19 protein-coding genes are annotated in these 23,400 nt (G+C 67.1%); 12 read left to right on the top strand and 7 right to left on the bottom strand.

Translation table 11 applies throughout. The features are described from left to right. Nucleotides 1-253 precede the first annotated feature (253 nt). From K343_RS0118895 to urtE, 6 genes are all read left to right on the top strand, one after another. Nucleotides 254-1,381 (top strand): hypothetical protein, encoded by a 1,128-nt coding sequence (locus tag K343_RS0118895; protein ID WP_028009387.1) that lies wholly within the window; start codon nt 254-256, stop codon nt 1,379-1,381. 69 nt (nt 1,382-1,450) lie between these two features. Then, nucleotides 1,451-2,707, top strand: coding sequence for an urea ABC transporter substrate-binding protein (urtA, locus tag K343_RS0118890; protein WP_366514400.1), 1,257 nt, complete (start codon nt 1,451-1,453; stop codon nt 2,705-2,707). A gap of 161 nt (nt 2,708-2,868) precedes the next feature. After that, complete coding sequence (gene urtB, locus K343_RS0118885) at nt 2,869-4,545, top strand: urea ABC transporter permease subunit UrtB (RefSeq protein WP_245585246.1); 1,677 nt, start codon at nt 2,869-2,871, stop codon at nt 4,543-4,545. Between the two features lie 138 nt (nt 4,546-4,683). After that, nucleotides 4,684-5,811: an urea ABC transporter permease subunit UrtC gene (urtC, locus tag K343_RS22900; protein ID WP_043113163.1), complete on the top strand. Its 1,128-nt coding sequence runs from the start codon at nt 4,684-4,686 to the stop codon at nt 5,809-5,811. Then, nucleotides 5,808-6,608, top strand: a complete 801-nt coding sequence (gene urtD / locus K343_RS0118875) for an urea ABC transporter ATP-binding protein UrtD (protein WP_028009384.1) — start codon at nt 5,808-5,810, stop codon at nt 6,606-6,608. Before urtC ends, urtD begins: the two co-directional genes overlap by 4 nt. Nucleotides 6,609-6,645: 37 nt before the next feature. Beyond that, on the top strand, nt 6,646-7,344 hold the full coding sequence (urtE, locus tag K343_RS0118870; RefSeq protein ID WP_028009383.1) for an urea ABC transporter ATP-binding subunit UrtE: 699 nt from the start codon (nt 6,646-6,648) through the stop codon (nt 7,342-7,344). 19 nt (nt 7,345-7,363) lie between these two features. On the opposite strand, the gene K343_RS24710 is transcribed toward urtE, so the two are convergent. Together K343_RS24710 and K343_RS0118860 are read right to left on the bottom strand one after the other, a co-directional pair. Then, nucleotides 7,364-7,783, bottom strand: a complete 420-nt coding sequence (locus K343_RS24710) for a hypothetical protein (protein ID WP_028009382.1) — start codon at nt 7,781-7,783, stop codon at nt 7,364-7,366. Nucleotides 7,784-7,876: 93 nt separating this feature from the next. Continuing rightward, entirely contained in the window at nt 7,877-8,491 is a 615-nt protein-coding gene (locus K343_RS0118860) for a glutathione S-transferase family protein (protein ID WP_028009381.1), read from the bottom strand. A gap of 348 nt (nt 8,492-8,839) precedes the next feature. On the opposite strand from K343_RS0118860, the gene mgtE reads away from it, so the two are divergent. Continuing rightward, nucleotides 8,840-10,189 carry a magnesium transporter gene (gene mgtE, locus K343_RS0118855; RefSeq protein ID WP_028009380.1) on the top strand — a complete coding sequence of 450 codons (1,350 nt, stop codon included), beginning with the start codon at nt 8,840-8,842 and terminating at the stop codon, nt 10,187-10,189. 9 nt (nt 10,190-10,198) lie between these two features. Here the strand turns inward: mgtE and K343_RS22895 are convergent, their stop codons facing one another. Genes K343_RS22895 through K343_RS0118835 form a run of 4 tightly spaced genes read right to left on the bottom strand, consistent with a single transcriptional unit; the run spans nt 10,199 to nt 17,463 of the window. Then, nucleotides 10,199-12,607, bottom strand: coding sequence for an efflux RND transporter permease subunit (locus tag K343_RS22895; protein WP_084616001.1), 2,409 nt, complete (start codon nt 12,605-12,607; stop codon nt 10,199-10,201). Further along, a complete protein-coding gene (locus tag K343_RS22890) occupies nt 12,604-13,692 on the bottom strand; it encodes a WD40/YVTN/BNR-like repeat-containing protein (RefSeq protein WP_154662654.1) in 1,089 nt (362 codons plus the stop codon). The genes K343_RS22895 and K343_RS22890 overlap by 4 nt, the downstream gene beginning before the upstream one ends. A gap of 32 nt (nt 13,693-13,724) precedes the next feature. Next, the gene (locus tag K343_RS0118840) at nt 13,725-15,143 is read right to left on the bottom strand and encodes a DUF1329 domain-containing protein (RefSeq protein ID WP_028009379.1); all 1,419 of its coding nucleotides are present in this window, start codon (nt 15,141-15,143) and stop codon (nt 13,725-13,727) included. Between the two features lie 49 nt (nt 15,144-15,192). Beyond that, complete coding sequence (locus tag K343_RS0118835; protein WP_028009378.1) at nt 15,193-17,463, bottom strand: DUF1302 domain-containing protein; 2,271 nt, start codon at nt 17,461-17,463, stop codon at nt 15,193-15,195. Nucleotides 17,464-17,958: 495 nt separating this feature from the next. On the opposite strand from K343_RS0118835, the gene K343_RS0118830 reads away from it, so the two are divergent. The 3 genes from K343_RS0118830 (at nt 17,959) to K343_RS23710 (ending at nt 20,601) form a co-directional block, all read left to right on the top strand. Further along, nucleotides 17,959-18,504 carry a PraA/PraB family alkane oxidation protein activator gene (locus K343_RS0118830; RefSeq protein WP_028009377.1) on the top strand — a complete coding sequence of 182 codons (546 nt, stop codon included), beginning with the start codon at nt 17,959-17,961 and terminating at the stop codon, nt 18,502-18,504. 83 nt (nt 18,505-18,587) lie between these two features. Next, complete coding sequence (locus K343_RS0118825; protein ID WP_028009376.1) at nt 18,588-19,613, top strand: hypothetical protein; 1,026 nt, start codon at nt 18,588-18,590, stop codon at nt 19,611-19,613. Between the two features lie 214 nt (nt 19,614-19,827). Further along, a complete protein-coding gene (locus K343_RS23710; protein WP_028009375.1) occupies nt 19,828-20,601 on the top strand; it encodes a helix-turn-helix transcriptional regulator in 774 nt (257 codons plus the stop codon). 156 nt (nt 20,602-20,757) lie between these two features. Here the strand turns inward: K343_RS23710 and K343_RS22880 are convergent, their stop codons facing one another. After that, on the bottom strand, nt 20,758-21,537 hold the full coding sequence (locus K343_RS22880; RefSeq protein WP_051278719.1) for a TetR/AcrR family transcriptional regulator: 780 nt from the start codon (nt 21,535-21,537) through the stop codon (nt 20,758-20,760). 143 nt (nt 21,538-21,680) lie between these two features. Between K343_RS22880 and K343_RS0118810 the strand changes: the two genes are divergently transcribed. Continuing rightward, nucleotides 21,681-22,253: a hypothetical protein gene (locus tag K343_RS0118810; RefSeq protein WP_028009374.1), complete on the top strand. Its 573-nt coding sequence runs from the start codon at nt 21,681-21,683 to the stop codon at nt 22,251-22,253. A gap of 289 nt (nt 22,254-22,542) precedes the next feature. After that, nucleotides 22,543-23,316 (top strand): helix-turn-helix transcriptional regulator, encoded by a 774-nt coding sequence (locus K343_RS0118805; RefSeq protein WP_028009373.1) that lies wholly within the window; start codon nt 22,543-22,545, stop codon nt 23,314-23,316. Nucleotides 23,317-23,400: the final 84 nt, after the last annotated feature.

The following is a 23,400-nucleotide window of genomic DNA, read 5'->3' as shown; positions in this document are numbered from 1 at the left end:
CCGTGGCGATGATCGCACCGGGCGCCGGCAGCGCCCTTACGTCAAATACCCCATGGGCAGAGCGGCCGCACAGCGTTAGCGTGGATCCAAACGCCTGCGAAAAGCGCATCGCCGCAGCGAGTGCCGCGCTACGTCAAATGCCCCATACCGCGCCCCCGGTCGCCTGCCTAGCCTGAATTGCCCGGTCGTCATCAACGTCGATTCGACCGGCCGAATTCTCGTCCGGGTGGGACTCATGCATAGGGGATACACGATGAACGATGTGACCACGGAAGGGGCCGCGATCTCGTCGCGACGCCGTCCGATCGCGATAGCGATGCAGGCCGCGCGCTGGCTGCCGTTGCTGGCGGCCGTCTGCGGCGCTGCGCCGGCCTTTGCCGCCGACGTCACGCTGCCGCCGCTGTCGATCGGTGCCGGCCTGCGCACCAGCTTCACCAATACCGACGTCGAGGGCAGCGACGAAAAACCGAACGATTTCACGCTGAACAGCGCACGCCTCTACATCAGCGGCGCCGTCACCGACCAGATCAAGTTCACCTTCAACACCGAGTACAACGGCGCCGACACCGCCGACAGCAAGGTACAGGTGATCGACGCGATCGGCCGCTTCGAGTTCTCGCCGGGCCTGAACATCTGGGCCGGCCGCTTCCTGCCGCCGAGCGACCGCGCCAACCTGCACGGCCCGTATTACGCCAACAACTGGGGCTTCGCCGTCGATGGCATCGAGGACGGCTATCCCTTCTATGCCGCCGGCCGCGACAACGGCGTCGCCTACTGGGGCGACTTCGACAAGCTCAAAGTGTCGGCCGGCGTCTTCGATGTGCCGTCGACCAACGCTGCTTCGGGTGACGGCAGCAAGGTCGTCCTCGCCGGCCGCGTGCAATACGACTTCTGGGACGCCGAGTCGGGCTATTACCTCAACAGCACCTACTACGGCGCCAAGGACATCCTCGCGCTCGGCGTCGCCGCACAGGGCGTCGATGGCGACATGGGCGTAACGGTCGACGGTCTGCTCGAAAAGAAGATCGCCGGTGGCGGCGTGGTCAGCCTCGAAGGCGAATACGCGCACTACGACTTCCCGTTCGCGGGCTACGGCTACAGCGCCGCCGGCCTCGATTCGAGCGACGGCTGGTTCGGCCTCGCCGCGTATCTGTTCCCGCAGAAGATCGGTATCGGCCAGATCCAGCTGCTCGGAAAATACGGTTCGAACACCTACGACCTGCCCGGCCAGGACGTCGACCTGAACACCACCGAGTTCGACGTCAACTACGTGATCAAGACATTCAACGCACGCATCAGCCTGTTCTACATCGACAGCAACTACACGCACGCGGCGGGCGATTCGACGCAGATCGGCATCGGCCTGCAGCTGCAGATCTGATCGCCATCACCACGACTCAGGAGCACACAAGACATGGAACGCAGGAACTTCATTCGCAGCGCGATCACGATGGCCGCCGCGCCGCTGCTGCTCGGCCTGTCGCTGAGCGCGCAGGCCGCCGACACCATCAAGGTCGGCGTGCTGCACTCGCTGTCGGGCACGATGGCGATCTCGGAGACCACGCTGAAGGACACCGTCCTGATGATGATCGACGAGCAGAACAAAAAGGGTGGAATCCTCGGCAAGAAGCTGGAGCCGGTGGTCGTCGATCCGGCATCGAACTGGCCGCTGTTCGCCGAGAAGGCGCGCGAGCTGCTCGCCAAGGATCACGTCGACGTGATCTTCGGCTGCTGGACCTCGGTGTCGCGCAAGAGCGTGCTGCCGGTCGTCGAGGAACTGAACGGCCTGCTGTTCTATCCGGTGCAGTACGAAGGTGAAGAGTCGAGCAGGAACGTCTTCTACACCGGCGCCGCGCCGAACCAGCAGGCGATCCCGGCCGTCGACTACCTGATGAAGGACGTCGGCGTGAAGCGCTGGGTGCTCGAAGGCACCGACTACGTCTATCCGCGCACGACCAACAAGATCCTCGAAGCCTATCTGAAGGCCAAGGGCGTGGCGGCGAGCGACATCATGATCAACTACACGCCGTTCGGCTTCTCCGACTGGCAGAGCGAAGTGTCGAAGATCAAGACCTTCGGTTCGGCCGGCAAGAAGACGGCGGTCGTCTCGACGATCAACGGCGACGCCAACGTGCCGTTCTACAAGGAACTCGGGAACCAGAAGATCTCAGCCGAAGACATTCCGGTCGTGGCGTTCTCGGTCGGCGAGGAAGAGCTCGCCGGTCTCGACACCAAGCCACTGGTCGGCCATCTCGCCGCGTGGAACTACTTCGAGTCGATCGACACGCCGGCGAACAAGGCCGCGATCGCGCAGTGGCACAAGTTCATCAAGAACGACAAGCGCACCTTCAACGATCCGATGGAAGCAACGGTGATCGGCTTCAAGCTCTGGGTGAAGGCCGTCGAAAAGGCGGGCACCACCGATACCACCAAGGTCATCGACACGCTGCCGGGCCTGGAGACGCCGAACCTCACCGGCGGTGTCGCCAAGGTGCTGCCGAACCATCACATCACCAAGCCGGTGTACATCGGCGAAGTGCGCGACGACGGCCAGTTCGATGTGGTCTGGAAGACCAAGAGCGAAGTGCCGGGCGATGCGTGGTCGGACTTCCTGCCGGGCAGCAAGGATATCGAAGCCGACTGGGTGACCCTGAAGTGCGGCAACTACAACAAGACCACCAAGAAGTGCTCGGGTCAGAACTTCTAGGCCATTCACGCACGACAAAGGAAACGTCATTGCGAGCGTAGCGAAGCAATCCGGTGCACGGCCTGATCGGGCCGTGTCGCCGGATTGCTTCGTCGCTGCGCTCCTCGCAATGGCGGCTTCCGGCCAGCGGAAGGGTTGTCAGCCACACCGGGATACATGACGTGACTGCTTCATCAAAATTCCGAACGATCCTGCGCGCGGGCGCGCTCGGTCTTGCGTTGTGTGTCGGCCCTGCCGCCGCGCAGGACGAGAGCCCCGCCGAGGCACCGGCGATCAGCGAAATCCACGATCCTGCGACCCTGCTCGCCGCCCTGCCCGATGCCGGCTACGCCGACAAGCAGGCAATCGCCGAGCAGCTCGTGCAGAGCGCCGGCGCGCAAGCCGGCCCCGCCCTGCGCGCCCTGCTCGAAGGCCGCCTGTACAGCGATGCGAATCAGCGCGTCGTGGTCGTCGACGGCGAGGGCGAGGGCGAGACGGTGGCACTCCGCGATCCGCTGAGCGGCGCCGCGCTCGGCAGCGCCGCGAGCGCGGCTCTGACGAAGATCGGCAGCAACAACAAGCTGCGCAAGGCACTGAAGGGCCTGCTCGCGCGACTCGATCTCGCCGACGCCGATCCCGACAAGCGCCTCGCCGCCGTCAACGAAGCACTGCGCAATCTCGACGCGCCGGCGATCGCCGCACTGCGCGCACGCCGGGATGCGGAGACCGACAGCAAGGTGCGCGATGCGATCGACGTCGGCCTCGCCGTCGCCGATCTTGCGAGCGACAGCGCCGACACGCGGCTCGCCGCCGTGCAGCGCCTGTCCGGCGAGCTGAGCCCCGATGTCTACAACGCCCTGCAATCGCTGGTCGCCGACGACGGCAGCGGCAAGCGCCGCGAGCCCGACGAGCGCGTGCTCATGGCGGCCGACGCGGCCATCCATCGCATCGACAACCAGCGCGCCCTGTACGGCGGCGTCGAGACCCTCTTCTTCGGTCTCTCGCTCGGCTCGGTGCTGGTGTTGTCGGCGATCGGGCTGGCGATCACCTTCGGCGTCATGGGCGTCATCAACATGGCGCACGGCGAGCTGATGATGCTCGGCGCCTACACGGCCTACGTGATGCAGCAGCTGATGCCGCAGCACATCACCGCGGCGACGCTGCTGGCGATCCCGATGGCCTTCATCGTCGCCGGCGCCGCCGGCATCGCGATCGAGCGCGGCATCGTGCGCTTCCTCTACGGACGCCCGCTCGAAACGCTACTCGCCACCTTCGGTCTGTCGCTGGTTCTGCAGCAGCTGGTCCGCAGCGTCTTCTCGCCGCTGAACCGCTCGGTGTCGACGCCGGAATTCATGAGCGGATCGCTGGTCATCAACGACGCGCTGTCGCTGACCTGGAATCGCCTCTACATCGTCTTCTTCATGCTGCTGGTGTTCCTCGCGCTGCAGCTGGTGCTGAAGCGCACTTCGCTCGGCCTCAAGGTTCGCGCCGTCTCGCAGAACCGCGCGATGGCACGCGCGATGGGCGTGCGCAGCGAATGGATCGACGCCGCAACTTTCGGCCTCGGCTCCGGTGTCGCCGGCGTCGCCGGCGTGGCGCTGTCGCAGCTCACCAACGTCGGCCCCAATCTCGGCCAGAGCTACATCATCGATTCGTTCATGGTCGTCGTCTTCGGCGGCGTCGGCAGTCTGTGGGGCACGCTGATCAGCGGCATGTCGCTCGGCGTCGTCAGCAAGCTGCTCGAACCGCATACCGGCGCGGTGATGGCGAAGATTCTCGTACTGGTGTTCCTGATCCTCTTCATCCAGCGGCGGCCGCGCGGTCTTTTCCCGCAGAAAGGCCGTGCTGCGGAGGGCTGAGATGCGCCACAACCGTCCATCCTTTTCACGTCATTGCCGCGCAAGCGGGCATCCGGCGCGCACGTTCGTCACGCGCAATACCCGATCCCTGGATGCCCGCCTTCGCGGGAATGACCGCAAAAGAAGAAGCCGCGAAGCATGAACCACTCTCTCCTCCGTCTGCTCTGGGCCGAACGCGGCAGTCGCGCGTTCTACATCGTGCTGCTGCTCGCCGCCGTGTTCGTGCCCCTCCTCAATCTCGGCGTCGCCGATGGCTCCGCCCTGCACGTGCCGACGTACACCGTCGCGCTGCTCGGCAAGTACATGTGCTACGCGCTGCTGGCGATCGCCGTCGATCTGGTCTGGGGCTACTGCGGCATCCTCAGTCTCGGCCACACCGCGTTCTTCGCGCTCGGCGGCTACGCCATGGGCATGTACCTGATGCGTCAGATCGGCGCGCGCGGCGTCTACGGCGACGCGCTGCTGCCGGACTTCATGGTGTTCCTCAACTGGAAGGAACTGCCGTGGTTCTGGCACGGCATGGACATGTTCTGGTTCGCGATGCTGATGATGCTGTTCGTGCCCGGGCTGCTCGCCTATGCCTTCGGCTGGTTCGCGTTCCGCTCGCGCGTCACCGGCGTGTACCTGTCGATCATCACGCAAGCGCTGACCTACGCGCTGCTGCTCGCCTTCTTCCGCAACGAAATGGGCTTCGGCGGCAACAACGGCCTCACCGACTTCAAGGATCTGCTCGGCTTCGATCTGCAGTCGTCCGGCGTGCGGATCGCGCTGTTCCTCGCTTCGGCGATAGCCCTTGGTCTGGCCTACGCAGCCTGCCGCGCTGTGATCGCCTCGCGTCTCGGCCGCGTCATCGAGGCGGTGCGCGATGCCGAGAGCCGCGCGCGCTTCATCGGCTATCGCGTCGAGAACGTGAAGCTCTGGGTCTGGGTGTTCTCGGCCCTGCTCGCCGCCGTCGCCGGCGCCCTGTACGTGCCGCAGGTCGGCATCATCAATCCGAGCGAGTTCGCACCGATCAACGCCATCGAGATCGTCGTGTGGGTCGCCGTCGGCGGTCGCGGCACGCTGTACGGCGCCGCGCTCGGCGCGCTGCTCGTCAATTACGCGAAGACCTATTTCACTGCCGCACTGCCCGAGGTCTGGCTGTTCGCACTCGGCGGCCTGTTCGTCGGCGTCACCCTGTTCCTGCCGAAGGGCATCGTCGGCCTGATCGCGCAGTGGCAGACACGCCTCACGAAAGCGGCGTCGCTGAAGGAGGCTTCGGCATGAGAGGCTCGAAGCGGCAATATCTCGGCCGTCGCTCGTCGCAACCGAAAGTCGACATCGCCAACAACATCATCCTCTATGTCGAAGATGTCAGCGTCAGCTTCGACGGCTTCAAGGCGCTCAACAAGCTGAACCTTTACATCGAGGTCGGCGAGCTGCGCTGCATCATCGGCCCGAATGGTGCCGGCAAGACGACGATGATGGACGTCATCACCGGCAAGACGCGGCCCGACAGCGGCTCGGCCTGGTTCGGTCAGACCATCGATCTGCTGACGCTCAGCGAGCCGGCGATCGCGCAGGCCGGCATCGGCCGCAAGTTCCAGAAGCCGACGGTGTTCCCGAATCACACGGTGTTCGAGAACCTCGAACTGGCGATGGCCGGTACACGCTCGCCGTGGAAGCTGCTGCGCGCCAGGCTCACGCCATCGCAGATCGACAAGATCGATGACGTGCTCGCCACCATCGGTCTGCGCGAACGTCGAGATGCGATCGCCGGCAGTCTCTCGCACGGCCAGAAGCAGTGGCTGGAGATCGGCATGCTGCTGATGCAGGACCCGCAGTTGCTGCTGGTCGACGAACCGGTCGCCGGCATGACGCCGCAGGAAACCGAGCGCACCGCGCAGCTGCTGACCTCGCTGGCCGGCACGCGCTCGGTCGTCGTCGTCGAACACGACATGGACTTCGTGCGCTCGATCGCGCGCACCGTCACCGTTCTGCACGAAGGCAGCGTGCTGGCCGAAGGCTCGATCGACCAAGTCCAGGCGAACCCGCGCGTCGTCGAGGTCTACCTTGGCGAGTGACGGACCGGGAATGGACACCATGAGCGAAACCACAGCCATCCTGCAGATCAAGTCGCTGAACCAGTTCTACGGCGGCAGCCACACCTTGTGGGATGTCGACCTCGACGTCGCGCGCGGCTCGATCACCTGTCTGATGGGCCGCAACGGCATGGGCAAGACCACGCTGCTGCGCAGCGTGATGGGCCTGGTCGGCACCGCATCCGGACAGATCGTCTACGACGGCGGCACCGAGCTGCGCACGCTCGGCGCCGAACAGCGCGCCGCACTCGGCATCGGCTTCGTGCCGCAGGGCCGCGAGATCTTCAGCCAGCTCAGTGTCGAAGAGAATCTGCGCATGGGCCTGATCGCCAGACGCGAACGCCCGCCTGACGCGCTCGAACGCGTTTACGCGACCTTCCCCGTGCTCAAGCAGATGCTGCGCCGCCGCGGCGGCGATCTCTCCGGCGGCCAGCAACAGCAGCTGGCGATCGGCCGCGCGCTGCTGCTGCAGCCCAGGCTGCTGATCCTCGACGAGCCCTGCGAAGGCATCCAGCCCAACATCGTTCACGAGATCGGCGATCTGCTGATACGCCTCAATCGCGAAACCGGACTGAGCGTGCTGATCGTCGAACAGAAGCTGCCGTTCGCCCGCCGCGTCGCCAGCGAGTTCCGCGTGCTCGACAAGGGACGGCTTGTTGCCGGCGGACCGATCGCCGGCCTCAGCGACGAGATCGTGCGGCAGCACCTGACGGTGTGAGGCGCGCACAACGCCGCCGTCAGTCGCGACAGTAGCCCTCGCCCGGCTTGACCGTCAGGCAGCGCTGCCTGTCGAGCAGCCATTTCATGCCGGTCGCCTGGCCGTCGGTTGCACGTATCGTTTCGGTGACGCCGTCGCGCTCGAATTCGATGTGATCACCGGTCTGGCGGCCCGCGTAATTCTTCGGGCCGTCGAGGTTGGCGATCGTCACCTTGTAACCCGAACCGTCGGCGGCGAGTTTCAGGAACGTCCCCTCCGGCCCGTTCCATTGCCCGAGCCAGGCCTGCAGGGACGGCGGCGCCGACGGCAAGGCGGCGGGGTCTGCGGCCTGTGCCGGTGCCAGTGCCGGTGTCGATGCCGGCGCTTCGCGCTGGCGGCAGGCGCCCAGCATCGCCGCGACCATCATCAGTGCTGCAACCGCCGTCGCTCTGCTCGTCATCGCTCCGCTCCCGGGTCGGCGCCGCATGCGGCGGCGGGACGCAGCATGCCAGCGGATGTTTGAATGCGCGGTGAAGACCGCTGTCGTTCATCGTCAGGCCGGCCACGGCTGCGCCCACGCCGGAATCCGCATCAGGCCATCGAGCCAGCGGATGATATTGCCGAATTCGGCCATCGGCATCTCGGACTCGCGCCAGTGCGCGGCCATCGACGCGAGCTGGAAATCGGCGATCGTCAGACGGTTCAGCGCGACGTGGTCGCGGCCGGCAAGATGGGCGTCGAGGACTTTGGCGTAGCGGCTGAAGTCCGCTACCGCGGCCGGCAGGGCGTCGCGGTCCGGCGGTCCGAACCCGAACGTCGACTTCACCACATGCTCGAAGTAGAACGGCGCGACGGCCGGCGCCCAGTGCTGGTCGTTCCACGACAGCCAGCGCAGCAGCTCGACCTGCCCGGCCGGATCGTCTGCTGGCCACAGGTCGGAGCCGGCCTTGACGCGCAGATAGGCCATGATCGCCGACGACTCCCACAGCACGGTGTCGCCATCGACGAGGACCGGCGCCTTGCCGTTGGGGTTCAGCGCGAGGTAGCCGGGCGCTTTCAGCGCGCCCGCCCTGAGGTCCTGCTCGACGAACTCGGCGTCGATGCCGAGGTGCCTGGCCAGCGCCAGCACGCGCCGGGGTGCCTGGGCCTCGATCCAGTAGATCTGCATGTCGTGTCTCCGTTGGGCCTGATTCACTGACACGTCGAACGACGGCGTCGCGGATCGACAGCCGCGCACCGTCTTTTTGCCGCCACGACGGCGGCCGCGGAAAGCCGCCGCGAGCGCCGGCGGCGCGTCCTTGCGGCGGCACGCGCCGCCCGCTCGCCGGCCGCCCGAGCGGCGCGCGCATGCGCTCAAAAACCTTTCGACAAGTCCGATGTCTTACGGCATGCTCGCGCCCGCTTTCGCGCCGTCGCCGGCGACGGCGACTCGTCCGGCGGTGCCAGCCGGCCATCCCGGTTCAGATGGCGGTCAAGCACGTCTTCTTAAGCTGTGCGCGGTTCTTCCGGAGGCCCGATGTCCGAGCACGAGCAATCGACCGCTGCGGTAGCGCTGCTGCGTGAGCGGCTGGCCAGCGGCCGCCTGCTGCCGGCGCGCCGCGCGCTGCACGCGCTCAACCCGGCCGAGATCGCCGGCCTGCTCGAATCGCTGCCGCCGCGGCAGCGCGCGATCGTCTGGAACATGGTCAGCCCGGAGGACGACGGCGAGGTGCTGCTGCATCTGGGCGAGGACGTCCGTGCCGAGCTGATCCGGCAGATGGACGTCAACGAGCTGGTCGCCGCCGCCGGCGAACTCGACATCGACGACCTCGCCGACTTCGTCGAACACCTGCCGGAAACGGTCACGCAGCGGGTGCTCCAGGCGCTCGACGCCGACGACCGCGCGCGCCTCGAATCGGTGCTCGCCTACGAGCCCGACACCGCCGGCGGCCTGATGAACACCGACACGGTGACGGTGCGCCCCGACGTCACGCTCGACGTCGTGCAGCGCTACCTGCGCCTGCGCGGCGAGCTGCCGAATCACACCGACGCGCTGTACGTCGTCGACCGCTACAGCCACTACCTCGGCGCGCTGCCGCTGGCGCGCATCCTCACGCGCGGCCAGGAGGAGCTGGTGTCGAACGTGATGGAGCGTGAACGCGAGACGATGCCGGCCTCACTGCCCGACGAGCGTGTCGCGCAGCGCTTCCAGGACGCCGACCTGGTGTCGGCGCCGGTGGTCGACGAACGCAACCGCCTGATCGGCCGCATCACCGTCGACGACGTCGTCGACGTCATCCGCCGCGACGCCGAGCACAAGCTGCTGTCGATGGCCGGCCTGCACGAGGACGAGGATATCTTCGCGCCGGTGCGCGGCGCCGCGCGGCGCCGCGCGATCTGGCTCGGCATCAATCTGCTGACCGCCTTCCTCGCGTCCTCCGTCGTCGATCTGTTCCAGGGCACGATCAGCCGCGTCGTCGCGCTCGCCGTGCTGATGCCGGTGGTCGCCAGCATGGGCGGCATCGGCGGCAGCCAGACCCTGACACTGATGATCCGCGGCCTCGCGCTCGGCCAGATCGGCTACCACAACTGGCGGCCGCTGCTGCGCAAGGAGCTCGCCGTGGCGCTGGTCAACGGCGTGCTGTGGGCCGCGGTGGTCGGCGCCACCGCCTGGCTGTGGTTCCGCGATCCGATGCTCGCGCTGGTCGTCGGTCTGGCCATCGTCATCAACCAGACCGTCGCCGCGCTCGCCGGCATCTTCGTGCCGCTGACGCTCAAGCGCTTCGGCGTCGACCCGGCGCTCGCCGGCAGCGTGATCCTGACCACCTTCACCGACGTCTGCGGCTTCTTCAGCCTGCTGGCGCTCGGCACGCTGATCCTGCTCTGAGCGACGGCGCTAGCGCGGCTGGAAAGCCTCCTCGGCGCCGACCGTGAGGTCCTTGTTGCGGTGCCGGTATTCCTCGCGCGCCAGGAAGTGCGCCAGCGCCGGCAGCACGACGATCGCGCCGATCATGTTGGCGGTGAAGCCGAACACCAGCAGGATGCCCATGTCGCGCTGGAATTGCAGCTTGGAGAAGATCCACATCGCCACGCCGCTGGCCAGGCCGACGCCGGTGAACAGCGTCGCCTTGCCGGTCGAACGCATCTTCTCGTAATAGGCGTCGCGCAGGCTCAGGCCGCGCCGCATGCCGGCGGCGACCGTCGAATAGCTGTAGATGCCGTAGTCGACGCCGATGCCGCAGGCGAAAGCCAGCACCGGCAGCGTCGCCACCTTCAGGCCGATGCCCATCTCGACCATCAGCGCGTAGCCGAGCAGCGTCACCAGCGCCAGCGGCAGGCCGACGCAGAGCACGCCGGACACGGTGCGGAACGACAGCCACAGGAACAGCAGCACCACCGCGTACACGTAGATCACCACCGGCAGCTCGTTGCGGCGCACCTCCTCGTTGGTCGCCGCCATCACGCCGTTGTTGCCGGACGCCAGCCGGAACTGCACGCGGCGGTCCTGGTTCTCGCCCGCCTCGTAGCGCTTCACGGCTTCGACGATGCCGGCCAGGGTCGAGGCCTTGTGGTCGGTCGTGTAGGCCTGGATCGCCAGCGCGCTGCAATCCTTGTTCAGCAGGCCGGTGGTGGTCGGCACCAGCGCCGTCGACTGCGCCAGCGAGTACTTGTCGCGCGGAATCACCTGCGCGTTGAGACGCCCCTCGTTGAGGCCGGCATAGGCGAGCTTCGACATATCGAACAGCGTGAACACGTCGCGCACGCCCGCGGTGTTACGCAGATACCAGGCGAAGCGGTCGATCTCGGCCATCGCCCGATAGTCGATGCAGGCGTCCGGAAAAGTCTCCGCCACCACCGTGAAGATATCGGTGCTGAGCCAGAAGTCGCGCGCGATCTGCCGGGCGTCGCGGTTGAAGCGCGAGTCCGGACGCAGCTCCGGCACGCCCTCGGTGGTATCGCCGATCTGCACCTGCGGATAGCGCAGCGCGCCGTAGACGGCGAGGCCGATGCAGACGCAGATCACGGCGATCGCCGGACCGCGCTCGGTCAGCACCGACATGCGCCGGAACACCGCGTCGCCGATGCGCTCGCGCACCGCCTGCGCATGGCGGAACTTCTCGACGTTCGGCAGGCGCAGATACGACAGCACCGCCGGCAGCAAGGCCTTGTTGACGAGAATCACGCCGGCCATGCCGAACGCGGCGTTGATCGACATCTCGCGGATCACGTCGATGTCGATCAGGTAGATCGTCGAGAAGCCGGCGACGTTGGTCAGCAGCGCCACCACGCCGGGGATCGCCAGCGCGCGGAAGGTCGCCAGCGAGGCCTGGTAGCCGGTCGCGCCACGTGTCGAGATCTCGTTGGCCCAGGCGTTGACGTACTGCACGCCGTGGCTGACCGAAACCGCCATGATCAGGAACGGCACCAGCATCGCGAACGGATCGAGCCCGTAGCCGACGAGGTGCAGCAGGCCCAGCTCCCAGACGCAGGCGACCAGCGAGGTCAGCAGCACGATCATCGCCAGCGACAGCGAGCCGATGTAGATCCACAGCAGCAGCGCCATGCACAGCAGCGCGACGACGAAGAACATCGCCACCTCGACCGAGGCCTCGGTCATGTCGTGCACGACCTTGGCGAAGCCGATGATCTCGACGCTGACCCGGTCGTCCTCGAACTGCTCGCGGATCTTTTCGAGCTGCCGGCCGACGGCGACGTAGTCGAGCGGCGCGCGGCTGACCGGATCGAGATCCTGCAGTTCGGCCAGCACCAGCGCCGAGGTTTCGTCTTCCGATACCAGGCGGCCGATGACGTTGGCCTTGCCGACGTTGGCGCGAATGCGCTGGACCATCTCCGGCGTCGGCGCGTAGTCGCCGGGCACGACGGTGGCGCCGGCAAGCCCGTCCTCGATCACGTCGACGTAGATCGTGTTCGGCGTGAAGATCGACTTGACGCGCGAGCGGTCGACACCGGGCACGAAGAACACCGCATCGGTGACCTGGCGCAGTCGATCCATGAACTGCGGTTCGTAAATGGTGCCGTGCCGGGCCTTGAGCGCAACGACGATGGTGTTGGCGCCGCCGAAGCTGGCGTAGTGCTTGAGGAAGACCTGCATGTACGGATGCTGTTGCGGCACCATCTTCAGCCAGCCGGCCTGCGGCTTGAGCATCGACGCCTGCCAGGCCAGCAGCAGCGTCGCCACGCCGAGCACGATCAGCAGCGCCCGCCGGTGACCGAAGATGATCGGCTCGACGAGGCGCAGGATGTGCCGCGCCACCGAGTTCTGCGACATGCCCGGCCCGCTCATGGCTTCGCTCCCGCCGTCGCCAGTCGCGGGCTCGTGGCGGCGACCACCGGCAGCGCGCGCGCGCCGCGCAGGCCGACGGCGATCCACTGTCCGTCGAACGGCTGCAGCCCCGACAGCGTTTCGTTCTCGGCGCTGGCCAGCGCCCGCACCGGGCCGCCATCGGCCGGCACCTGCAGCACGACGCCGTTGACGCCGGTCAGCAGCGCCTGATCGCCGTCGGCGATGCCGCGGAACAGACTCTCGTGCGACGGACTGTCCACGTGCCGCCAGCCGAGTGCGGCGAGCGCCGCCGGATCGCTCACCGTCTCGCGGTCGAATTCGTCCCAGCCGTCGACGGCGATGCTGCGCACCGCGCGCGCGTCGTCGGTGACGTAGATCGAGCCGCGCAGACCGAAGATCATCGCGCCGTGCGCGCCGCTCGGCAGCACGCCGAACATCGAGCCGCGGTACGGCGAATCCAGCATCGTCCAGCTCGCCCCCTCGTCGGCCGAACGCGCCAGCATGCCGCGCTCGCCGGCGATGAACAGCGTGCCGTCGGCAAGCCGCGCGATCGCGTTGAAGTGCAGGCCCGGCTCGCGGATCGGGCTGTCGATCTCCTGCCAGTGCGCGCCGCCGTCGTCGCTGCGCAGCAGCGCTCCATAGCTGCCGACCGCGAAGCCGCGCTGCGCATCGAGAAACAGTACGTCGTACAGCGGACCGCGGTCCGGCACCCAGCGCTGCACCGACCAGTGCCGCCCGCCGTCGCCGGTTTGCAGGATCGCGCCGTCGTAGCCGACCGCCCAGCCCCGGCGCGCGTCGAGGAAGAACACGCGCGTCAGCATCACGTCGACCGGGCTGTGCACCTGCTGCCAGTCGCGGCCGTCGTCCGAGACCACAATGTTGCCGCGCGCGCCGACCGCCACCAGCCGCCGTCCGGCCCGCGCCAGATCCAGCAGCGGCGCGGACGCCGCGAGCGGCGCCATCAGCGCCGGGCGCGGCGCCCGCTGCGCCTGCGCCGGGTCCTGCGCTGGATCATCGGCACGCGCCGCGCCGGCGGCGAACCAGACCGCGGCCACGACCAGCGCCGCAAGACTTCTTCGCTTCATGCGATCGTCCATCTTCGTTCCGTCGTTGCGCTTCAGCGGCGCTCGCCGAGGCTGCGCAGGTTCTTCGGCAGGAAGTACTCGCGGTCGAAGCTCAGCTCGAAGTTGTTGACGTTGTCTTCGTTGACCATCGCCGTGATGAAGTAGCGACCGCTCTGCAGGTCATAGATCACTTCCGGAACGGTGGTCGAACCAGGCAGGAACGGCAGCGTGATGACGTGACCTTCCTGCAGCTTCCACAGCTTGTCGCGATTGTCGTAGCAGTCGACCAGCGACAGGGTCCAGGAGTCCTCGTCGAGATAGAAGGTGCGGCGCTTGAACTGGTGCGCGTGGCCCGGACGCAGGTTGGCCTCGACGACCCAGACGCGGTGCAGTTCATAGCGCGCCAGATCCTGGTTGATGTGCCCCTTGCGGATGATGTCCTTGTACTTGTAGCGCGGGTCGCTCATCGTGTACGCGTTGTAGGGGATGTAGATCTCCCGCTTACCGATCAGCTTCCAGTCGTAGCGCGACAGCGAGCCGTTGAACATGTCGATCTGGTCGTTGAACTGCAGGCCGTCCGACCCGAGCGAGGGATTGTCGAAACCGACTTCCGGCGCGCGGTTCACACGCGCCAGACCCGGGTTGTAGATCCACGCGTTGCGGCCGCTGGTGCCCTTGCCGAAGATCTCGTGCACCAGCGTGATCTGCCCGGCGACGCGCGCCGGCGACAGCGTGCGCTGCAGGTAGTAGACGATGACGTTGTTCTCGCGGCTCTTGTCCTTGAGGTTGCCGTACTCGAAGCGCACGTCCTCGATCAGCTTGGAGATCTGGAAGCTGCCGTCGGCGTCGACGATCGCCTGATTGTTGTAGCGCCGCACCGCCGACACGCCGCGGAACTTCAGGCGGTTGTTCCACATCACCTCGGCGCCGTTCTTCGGAATCGGGAACGGCGTCGCCAGGCGTGCGCCGCTGATGTCGTCGGTGCCGTCCAGCTCGGCGTGCGTCGCGTTGTACTTCACCGCTTCGTTGATCTCCTCCGGCGCGAAATGCCCGCGCACCGACGGATAGACGATCATCTTGTAGTCCGGATAGCGCCGGAACATCTCCTGGTGACCGGCGCTCAGATGCTCGGCGTACTGCGTGTAGTTCTGCGCCGTGATCGTGAACAGCGGCTTGTCGACCGCCTCGCCCTGCGCGGTCCGCGTCATGTTCAGGCGGTCCGGATCGGTCTTGCGCAGCTTCTCCAGCTGCGCGTAGGTGTAATGCTTCTGCTCCTCCGTGAAGACGGCGGCGCCCTTCCACGCCGGAATCGTGCCGTCCTGATTCGGCCCCGGCTCGGCGCCGAGCGGCGTCAGCGTCTTGCCGAGCTGTGCCGCCTCGGCCTCGCTGACCTTGGCCACCGCCGGTCCCGACACGCCGCACAGCAGCAGCGTGCACATCGTCCAACGCAACATCGCGCGCGAAAATCGCATGGCGCTCTCCTTCAGAAAGATCTCGTAGTTGTATGCGGCGACGGCCCGTTCAGAACGCGTAGGTGAACGACAGCTCGGCATAATCGCGGTCGATGCGCAGGTTGCGATAACCGCCGCCGGAGAAGATCACGTAGCGCGCCAGGCCGCTGAAGTTCTGCGTGAACTTGAATTCGTTCGAGACCGTGGTCTGGATGCGGTCCTCGACGAAGTCCTGTCCCGGCGAGATCGAAGTGCCGTGCACGTCGTGCCAGATCTCGATGCCCGGCACCAGGCCGACGCCGTAGAACACGTCGTTGTAGGTCGCCGTCAGACGCGCGCGGTAGCCCCAGGCGAAGGCGCTGGCGAAGTCCTTGCGGCTTGCATGCTCGGGGTTGGCGGTGTCGAGCGGACTGACCTGGCGGTCGAAATAGAAGTTCTCCGGCGTGCCCGCATAAGGCGCGTTCGGGTCGTAGTCCGTCTGCGCGACGCCCCAGTGCAGGTTGCGGCCGGTACCGCCCTCGAACTGCAGCTTGTCGATCGACGGCAGATCGAAGACCCGGACCGCGGCCAGCTCGCCGACGAACAGGATCTGGTCGGCATGCAGGAAGTTGCTGCCGGAGAAGATACGAATGCCGGTCAGGCTGATCTGCCCGACTTTCAGGCGCTCGTAGCCCTTTACGTAGTCGCCGGCTTCGACGTCGTGACCGCGGTAGAGCGTTTCCACGTAGTCCGGGATGTAGACCCGGTTGGTCGGCGCCTGGATGAAGAACATATTGGGAGCGGAGCCGAAGCCGCCATCTTCCGGCGTGTCCGGGAACGCCGGCTGGAGCGCCGCGTAGGTCACATCGACATAGCTGATCTGCGCCGGCTGGTTCGGGCTGTAGGCGATCTCGCCGGCCAGCGACCAGTCGCCGACATTGGTGTTGAAGCTGGCACCAAAGATATGAATGTCTTCCGGATATTCGAGAAAGGGCTTCATCGAATCAGCCGGATACGAGTAGTAGCGGCGCAGCGCTTCGAATCCTTCCGGCGTATTAAAATCGGTGCCGTACATATCGATGCAACTGCTGAAAGCTTCTGCGTACCCTCCACCCTTCTGGAACTCTTCGGGATGGAAGCAGGACTGGATGGAGGCGTAGGCGCTGTAGTACGGCAGGCGGCTGTGGATGTTCATGCCGTACAGGCTCAGCTCGGTGCCGCCGCTGAGCCAGTCCGCGTAGTAGTCGAGTCGGAAACCGAACTGGCCGCTATTGCGCGGGTCCCCGTAGTGCTCACCGAGCAGGTATGCGGTGCGCGTGCCGGTGGTGTAGGCCGCATCAGCCACTGTCGGGTAGTACTGCCCCAGCGGATCCTCCGGGTACTGACCCTGCCCCAAATAGATCGGCGTCGGACCGTCGCCGCCGCCGGCGACGTCGGAGATCGACATGAAGGTGCCGGCCACGTCCGGCTCGGTCGGCGCCCAGTGCAGCTGGTAAAAGCCGCTGAGCGTGAGCTTGGGGCTCAGGTCGATGCTCGCGCTGACGAGATTGGTCGGCAGATAGGCGTCCTTCACCTCCGAGCCGGGCAGCCGATACAGCGGCGCCGAGATCGGATTGATCTGGTTCAGGTTGTTGAACAGCATGAAGGTGCTCTCGCCCCAGCGCAGGTACTGCTGGCCGACCGCCAGCGTCAGCTCGTGCTCGCCGCCGAGCTTGAACACGCCGGAGATATAGGCTTCCAGCAGCTGCGCGCGCAGGCCGGCCGCCCGCTCCAGGTCCGCCGGCCGCTTGTCGGAACGCTGCAGCAGCACCGTACCGGTATCGGTATTACGCCCCGGATACTCCAGATCGCGCGAATGCGTCTTGAAGTCGTAGTTGACCGGGTCGTAGAAACCGAGGCCGCCGACCTTCAGCGTGTAATTGCGCCACGAGCCGCTGAACGTCGAGCGCAGCGAGATACCGCTGTAGGTGATATCGCCCTTGTCGTAGTTCAGGTCGCCGTCGTCGCCGTTGATGTTGTAGCCGCCGCGCGCGCTGCGCAGGATCTGGCTCGGCAGCGGATCGCCCGCCAGCGACTTGCAGTCGCCGTTCTGTCCTTCCAGGCCCGGCACGCTGGCCGGCGTTTCCGCACAGAACGTCGCCTGGCCCGGCACGTTCTGCTTGTCGATGATGCGCTCGTCCTGGTGCTGCATGCGCATCGCCGCGCCGAGCGTCACGCGATTGTTCCAGCTGAAGCGGAAATCGCCCCATTGCTCATCGCTGAAATTGAAATCCGCCGCTTGCGCGACCGGCGTACCGAGCACCGCCGCGAACACCAGCGCGAGCCTCCGCACGCCGCCACCTGCCGGACTGTTGATCTGCATGTCCCGTTCTCCTCCCGCGTTCTGATCGGTTGTCGGCTGCCCGCCTCGTCGGGCGGGTTCTTTTCGTAAAAGGCGGTTTTCCTGATACGGCCAGCCGGGTGCCGGGATATTGGGTGTGCAGGCCCGCGCGGACACCTGTCCGTTTGGGCAGGCCGGCGCCCGCGCGTGCTCCGGGGCGGCGCGGCGCAGCCGGGCCCGGCCACGACCGCTCATCCGGAAACAGCCTGTCCTTTGGGGCAGGGAAAGCGCACCTCCGAAGCCCGTTCCGAAGCCTCGCAAGCAGTTCAACAATAAGAATTCAAAGAAATATTTCGACACTCCGAGGCCACACACGGCGCCGTTTGACCGCCCGCCACCGGGCTCTCTACAACGCTCACGCCTCGCCAGCGCACCGATCCGCCGGATCGACCCCACTACCGCGTCTGGCAGGGCTTTACCGACTCCGGCACCCGCCGCGAACCGGACCTGACCCATATGCCTATCTGGAGATCAACGATGAAACTGCCTTTCACCATCAGCCGACTGCTCGGCCTCACCGCCCTCGCCGCCGGCCTCGTCGCCGCCCCCGCCTTCGCGGGCACGGTCAACGTCAATGCCACTTCGGGGAGCGCCTCAGGAAGCGGCGCCAGCATCACGAAGAACAACATCCCCGTCACCTGCAACGTCACCTTCAGCATCAGCGGCGCGATCGCCTCGTTCCCGATTCCGCCGGCGACGCAGATCGCCCAGGTCAGCACGGCGACGTTCACGCCGGGCAGCAGCCTGTGCAATCTCGTGCAGGCCCAGAACCTGCCGTGGGCGATCCGCGCCGACAGCGTGCCGGGCACCAACAAGGTCAACCTGACCTTCGTCGGCGTACGCCTCTTCACGACGCTGCTCGGCTACTGCGACGGCGACGTGCCGGGCGTCTACGACGGCAGCAGCAACACGGTGACGATCCCGGCGTTCTCGCTGACCGGCACCTCGCCGGCCGGCACCTGCACGAGCCCCGGCTTCACGCTCAACGTCACGCCGTCGGGCCTGCTGACGTCGACGCCCTGATGCCGCGAGTGGTTCACGGCGAGGGCCCGCAAGGCGCCCTCGCCGTCCTTTTTCTCGACGTGCTGTAAACGGAGCGTGATGCCATGAAAACCAACCCGCGTCCCCGGTCCACATCCTGGTGGCCCGCCCTGCCGCTGCTCGGCACCTTGCTCGCGGCAAGCGCCGCCGCGCTCCTTGCCCCACCGGCACAGGCGGCGCCGACGCTCAACGGCGGCTGGGCGCCGTTCAACCGCTGTGCCGTCGACGATCCGACGATGCTCGAAAGCGACGGCGTCACCACGCAGAGCATCTGCGTGGCCAGCGACTCGCCGGGCGGCTCGCTGGCGATCGGCTCGATGGGCGTGATCCAGCTCGGCCCGATCGCGATCGGCAACGCCCCGGCGACCGCCGGACACAGCAACGTGCAGTTCGGCGCGTCCGTACCGGTCGGCACGTTCAGCGGCATCGACGCCATCGTGCCGCCGCCGACAGGCGCCGTGCTTGCCGATCCGGCCGAAGTGCCCGGCGGCCTGCTCGGCCTGCTGTGCACGAGCCACAATCTGCTGATCGCGCCGCTGTGCCGGCTGATTACCAACAACGATCTGAACCGCGTGCTGGCGACGCTCGAATCGGCCGGTGTGCCGTCCGGGTTCGACCTCTTCGCGGCACTGCAGACCGGCGTCCCGATCATGAACCTGCCGGTGAAGATCCACCTGCAGCATCCCTTCCTCGGGTCCAACTGCTACATCGGCTCGGATCAGAACCCGATCGTGCTGCGCCCGCAGAATGCCGTCGCCGGCACGGCGTCCGGCAATTACTACCGGCTCGACGGCACACCGGCCGGCTATCCGGAAGGCGTGCTCAACCGCCTCGACGTAGCAGGTGCGACGCAGGTCGACGACAGCTTCACGGTGCCGCGCGCCAGCGGCTGCGGCTTCGGCGATCCGTTCACTGCGGCGGCGATCAATTCCGTCATCAACCTCAAGATCGGCCTGCCGGCGGCGGCCGGACGCAACCATTTGCGGCTCGACGACGCCAGCGCCTCGATCCTGCTGCCGACCAGCATCGACCTGCCGGTATCGGGCCAGGCCTTCGCCGACGGCTGGGCGTCGGCGATCGTGAGCCCCTGACGTCCGTCGACCGCAGACGAAAGGAAAGGCTCTCCTCTTCCCCGGCGCGCCCTGCGCGTCGGGGATTTTTTGCGCCGCACGCCGGCGCGAGACCGCCGGTCGGCGCCGGACGACCGGTCGTCCGGCATGGCAGGATGCGCCATCGGCGACGCCACCTACAGTCGCCATCGGCACGCGCACCGGGATCAGAAATCGCCGCGGCCAGGGAGGGGACATGCGAACCGCAAGCGCGCTCGCGCGCCATCTGTCGAAAGCCGAACTGCTGCAGACGCTGGACGTGGTGTCGCTCGCCGACAAGGCCGGCACGGAACAGCAGTTCCGACAGATCGTCGCTCACACGGCACGACTGATTCCGCTGCAGGGCCTGCACGCCTGCTTCGCGACGCTCGACGCGTCCTCGCAGGTCTGCGGCCTGAGCCGCCATCTGCTGATCGATTATCCGCAGGCCTTCGTCGACGAGTATCTGGCGAAGGACGCGGCGCGCGACGACCCGACCTGGCCGGCGCTGCTGGGCGGCGAAGGGCCGCTCATCTGGCACGAACTGCGCGCCCGTCATCGCTCGCCGGCGCAGCAGGCGCTGTACCGCCGCGCCGACGCGCACGGCCTGCACGACGGCTTCACGTTCGGCATGCGCCACTCGCAGCTGCGCTGCGTCAGCGCCTTCGCAGTCGCCTGCGCGCCGCGCGAACTCAGGCGCCATCCGCGCCATATCGCGCTGATCGGCTACCTCATGCCGCACCTGCACGCGGCGCTGGCGCGCATCCAGCTCAATCCGGCGCGCCAGCCGTCGGCGCTGACCGAGCGCGAGCGCGAGGTGATGGCCTGGGCGAAGTTCGGCAAAACCGATCAGGAGATCGCGCTGCAGATCGGCGTCAGCGCGCGCACGGTGAAATTCCACATCGACAACGCCATGCACAAATTGCAGGCGAGCAACCGCGTGCAGGCGGCGGCGATCGCGCTGTCGCAGGGCTTGATCGACTGGGGGTAAAGCCCCGGGCGCCTCTGAAAAAGCGCCTGCAGCGTCATGGCGAGGCGCCGCGGGCGACGAAGCCATCCAGCGGCACCCCGCGCAAGCGATGCCTCTCCGGATCGCCGCGGCCACCGCGCGGCCTCACTCACGATGACTGCAGTTTTCAGACTTTCCCTAGGCGAGCGCGCGGTCCGCCGCGTGCGGCACATGGGGCAAGGCGGCTTCGGCGTGCGCATAGACCGCGCCCTTGGTCAGCGCGCGGAAGATGTTGAGCACCTGCAATTCCATTTCCTCGACCGTCAGACGCATGCCGCCGGAGATCCACTCGACGAGCAGCTCGTTAGTCGCGCCGACCAGGGCGATGCCGGACAGCCGATAGTCGGCGGCCGGCAGCACGCCGTCGGCCGCAAGCTGCCGCGAGACCTGATGGATCAGCTCGGCGAAACGACGGATCAGGCGCCGCCGCTTTTCTTCGAGTTCGGCACTGACGCCGACGCTCTCCAGACACATGATGCGGGCCCGGATCGGATCGGACAGCGCATGCCGCACAAAAGCGCGGATCGCCGCGCCGCTGCGTTCTCCGGTTTCCACGCCCGGCTCGGTCAGGGCGCGCGTGACGGCCTGCCAGAGTTCGGCCTCGACACGGTCGAACAGCCCGTGCAGCAGGGCCTCGCGCCCCTGGAAGTGCTCGTAGTAATGGCGTGTAGCGACGCGCGCCGCGGCGCAGGTGCGCTCGATCGACAGGCGCGCATAGCCCTCACGGCCGATCAGCGCGTAGGCCGCGTTCATCAGGCGCTCGCGGCGCTCGGCCTTGAGCTCGGCCATGGCGCGGCCGCCGTAGACGCGATTGACGGCGCGCGGGCCGCGTTGCAGCGCGAGGCCGGGCTCGCTGCCGGCGGAAACCGGTCGCGTCCCGGCATGCGCGTGAGAGGCTGGATGGCACTTGGGCTTCATGGATGTCGCTCGGATGACAGCGCCACCTTCGCAGGCCGCAGTGACAATGGGCACTGTCCTAATGGCCAGTTGGTCGGGAAATCCCCGACCGCGAGCATCGATGTGCCTGCCCCGAACCGCCGACGGCGGAAGGTCAAGGACCCATGCCGGACGCCACACGCAAGCGGACGCGGCATCGGCGCGCGATATGGGCCGGCACCGCATTCGCCGTGTTCGGCCCGTTCGAGCTGCCGCTCGCCGCCGACGGAGGTTTCGACGCGACACCGGCCGCGCGGCGACGCGTGCTGGCCGACATCGCCGGGCGCGAAGACGGCCTCGCCGCCGCCTGCGGCTGCTTCGTCTTCAGCCTGCGCGGCCGCGCAGCGGCGCTGCCGTGGTACGTCGGCCGTGCCGACGGCGGCTCGTTCGCCGAGGTCTGCCTGAGCGACGCCTGCCTGCGGATCTACGCGCAGGCGCAGGCATGCATGCCCTGTCTCGACGCGCACCTGCACCTGCTCGGGCGTCTCGACCGCGGCGGCCTGCCGGCGTCGGGCACCGGCGCCGAGATCGCCTGCGTCGAGCAGGCGCTGATCCGCCTGGCGCGCGCGCGCAATCCGGCCCTGCTCAACGCCGACGGCGAGGCGCCGCTGCCGGCGCCGGCGGCAACGCTGCTGCGGCCGCTGTATGCGCCGCGCACGATCGATGCGCGCGCGCTGCGCGCCGTGCTCGGACTCTAGGCACCTCTGAAAAAGCGCATCCATCGTCATGGCGAGGTGCTGTCGGCGACGACGCCATTCAGCGGCGCGTGACGCCGGGGACGTCTCTGCATCGCCACGGCCGCTGCGCGGCCTCGCGATGACGGCGCGTTTCAGGCCTTTCCCGGCCGCCCGCCCGGCGATCGCATCGACAGGCTTCCGCGGCGGCGGCCCGATGCTGCAGCGCAGCGCGAAAACCGTGCACGCCGAGCACGCCATGCGCGCCGCGATCTGCCTACACTGTCGGCGCTGCGAGCCATGGGGGAGAAACATGCCGACGGCCACCGAAATCGCCCGACATCTGTCGAAGCTGGATCTGGTCAAGGCGCTCGACGTCATCGACACCGCGCGCCACGTCGGCTCCGAGCAACAGATGAAGCGGCTCATGCATCTGGCCTCGGAGCTGATTCCGCTCGAGAAGGTGCACATCTGCGTGGCGGCGCTCGACGCCGACGCCAACATCGTCTCGACCACGCGGCAGATGCACATCAACTTCCCGCTCGAGTGGCTTGGCCAATATCGCGAGCGCGAGTACTTCCGCGTCGATCCGGTCGCGCGCGAACTGTTCAGCGCCGGCCGGCCGCTGCTCTGGCACGAGCTGCGCAAGCGCAACGTCGTGGACGGCGCCCAGCAGTTCTATGCCGACGCGCGCGCCTTCGGCCTGAGCGAGGGCTTCTCGTTCGGTGCCCGCTTTTCGCAATCCAGCTCGGCGAGCTTCTTCACCTGTATCTGCGACGAGCGCGAGATGGTGCGGCACCGCCGCCACGCGGTGATGATCGAATTCCTCACGCCGCATCTGCACGAGGCGCTGGCCAAGGTCCATCTCGGGCTGCTCAAGGAAACGCCGGTGCTCAGCGACCGCGAACGCGAGGCGCTGAACTGGGCGAAATTCGGAAAGACCGATTGGGAGATCTCGCTGCAGATGGGCATCGGTGCGCGCACCGTGAAATTCCATCTGGAAAACGCCATGCGCAAGCTGCAGGCCAACAACCGCGTGCAGGCGATGGCGATCGCCCTCTCGCAGGGGCTCATCGACTGGGGCTAGATCCCCGCCGCAATCGCATCCTCAGCATCGGGATCGTCGCCTTTCCGGAAAGACGGCCGACCTGTCCGTTGCGGCAGGTGCGCC

It is taken from the genome of Solimonas flava DSM 18980, assembly GCF_000426685.1.
Classification (GTDB): domain Bacteria; phylum Pseudomonadota; class Gammaproteobacteria; order Nevskiales; family Nevskiaceae; genus Solimonas; species Solimonas flava.
This window is presented reverse-complemented; position numbering and strand designations above follow the sequence as displayed.

Coding starts and splice junctions, on each gene's coding strand:
- urtC (WP_043113163.1), top strand. CDS start 4,684: ATGAACCACTCTCTCCTCCGTCTGCTCTGGGCCGAACGCGGCAGTCGC.
- K343_RS0118895 (WP_028009387.1), top strand. CDS start 254: ATGAACGATGTGACCACGGAAGGGGCCGCGATCTCGTCGCGACGCCGT.
- K343_RS22890 (WP_154662654.1), bottom strand. CDS start 13,692: ATGAAGCGAAGAAGTCTTGCGGCGCTGGTCGTGGCCGCGGTCTGGTTC.
- K343_RS22895 (WP_084616001.1), bottom strand. CDS start 12,607: ATGAGCGGGCCGGGCATGTCGCAGAACTCGGTGGCGCGGCACATCCTG.
- mgtE (WP_028009380.1), top strand. CDS start 8,840: ATGTCCGAGCACGAGCAATCGACCGCTGCGGTAGCGCTGCTGCGTGAG.
- K343_RS0118805 (WP_028009373.1), top strand. CDS start 22,543: ATGCCGACGGCCACCGAAATCGCCCGACATCTGTCGAAGCTGGATCTG.
- K343_RS23710 (WP_028009375.1), top strand. CDS start 19,828: ATGCGAACCGCAAGCGCGCTCGCGCGCCATCTGTCGAAAGCCGAACTG.
- K343_RS0118825 (WP_028009376.1), top strand. CDS start 18,588: ATGAAAACCAACCCGCGTCCCCGGTCCACATCCTGGTGGCCCGCCCTG.
- K343_RS0118810 (WP_028009374.1), top strand. CDS start 21,681: ATGCCGGACGCCACACGCAAGCGGACGCGGCATCGGCGCGCGATATGG.
- K343_RS24710 (WP_028009382.1), bottom strand. CDS start 7,783: ATGACGAGCAGAGCGACGGCGGTTGCAGCACTGATGATGGTCGCGGCG.
- urtD (WP_028009384.1), top strand. CDS start 5,808: ATGAGAGGCTCGAAGCGGCAATATCTCGGCCGTCGCTCGTCGCAACCG.
- K343_RS0118830 (WP_028009377.1), top strand. CDS start 17,959: ATGAAACTGCCTTTCACCATCAGCCGACTGCTCGGCCTCACCGCCCTC.
- K343_RS0118835 (WP_028009378.1), bottom strand. CDS start 17,463: ATGCAGATCAACAGTCCGGCAGGTGGCGGCGTGCGGAGGCTCGCGCTG.
- K343_RS22880 (WP_051278719.1), bottom strand. CDS start 21,537: ATGAAGCCCAAGTGCCATCCAGCCTCTCACGCGCATGCCGGGACGCGA.
- urtA (WP_366514400.1), top strand. CDS start 1,451: ATGGCCGCCGCGCCGCTGCTGCTCGGCCTGTCGCTGAGCGCGCAGGCC.
- K343_RS0118860 (WP_028009381.1), bottom strand. CDS start 8,491: ATGCAGATCTACTGGATCGAGGCCCAGGCACCCCGGCGCGTGCTGGCG.
- K343_RS0118840 (WP_028009379.1), bottom strand. CDS start 15,143: ATGCGATTTTCGCGCGCGATGTTGCGTTGGACGATGTGCACGCTGCTG.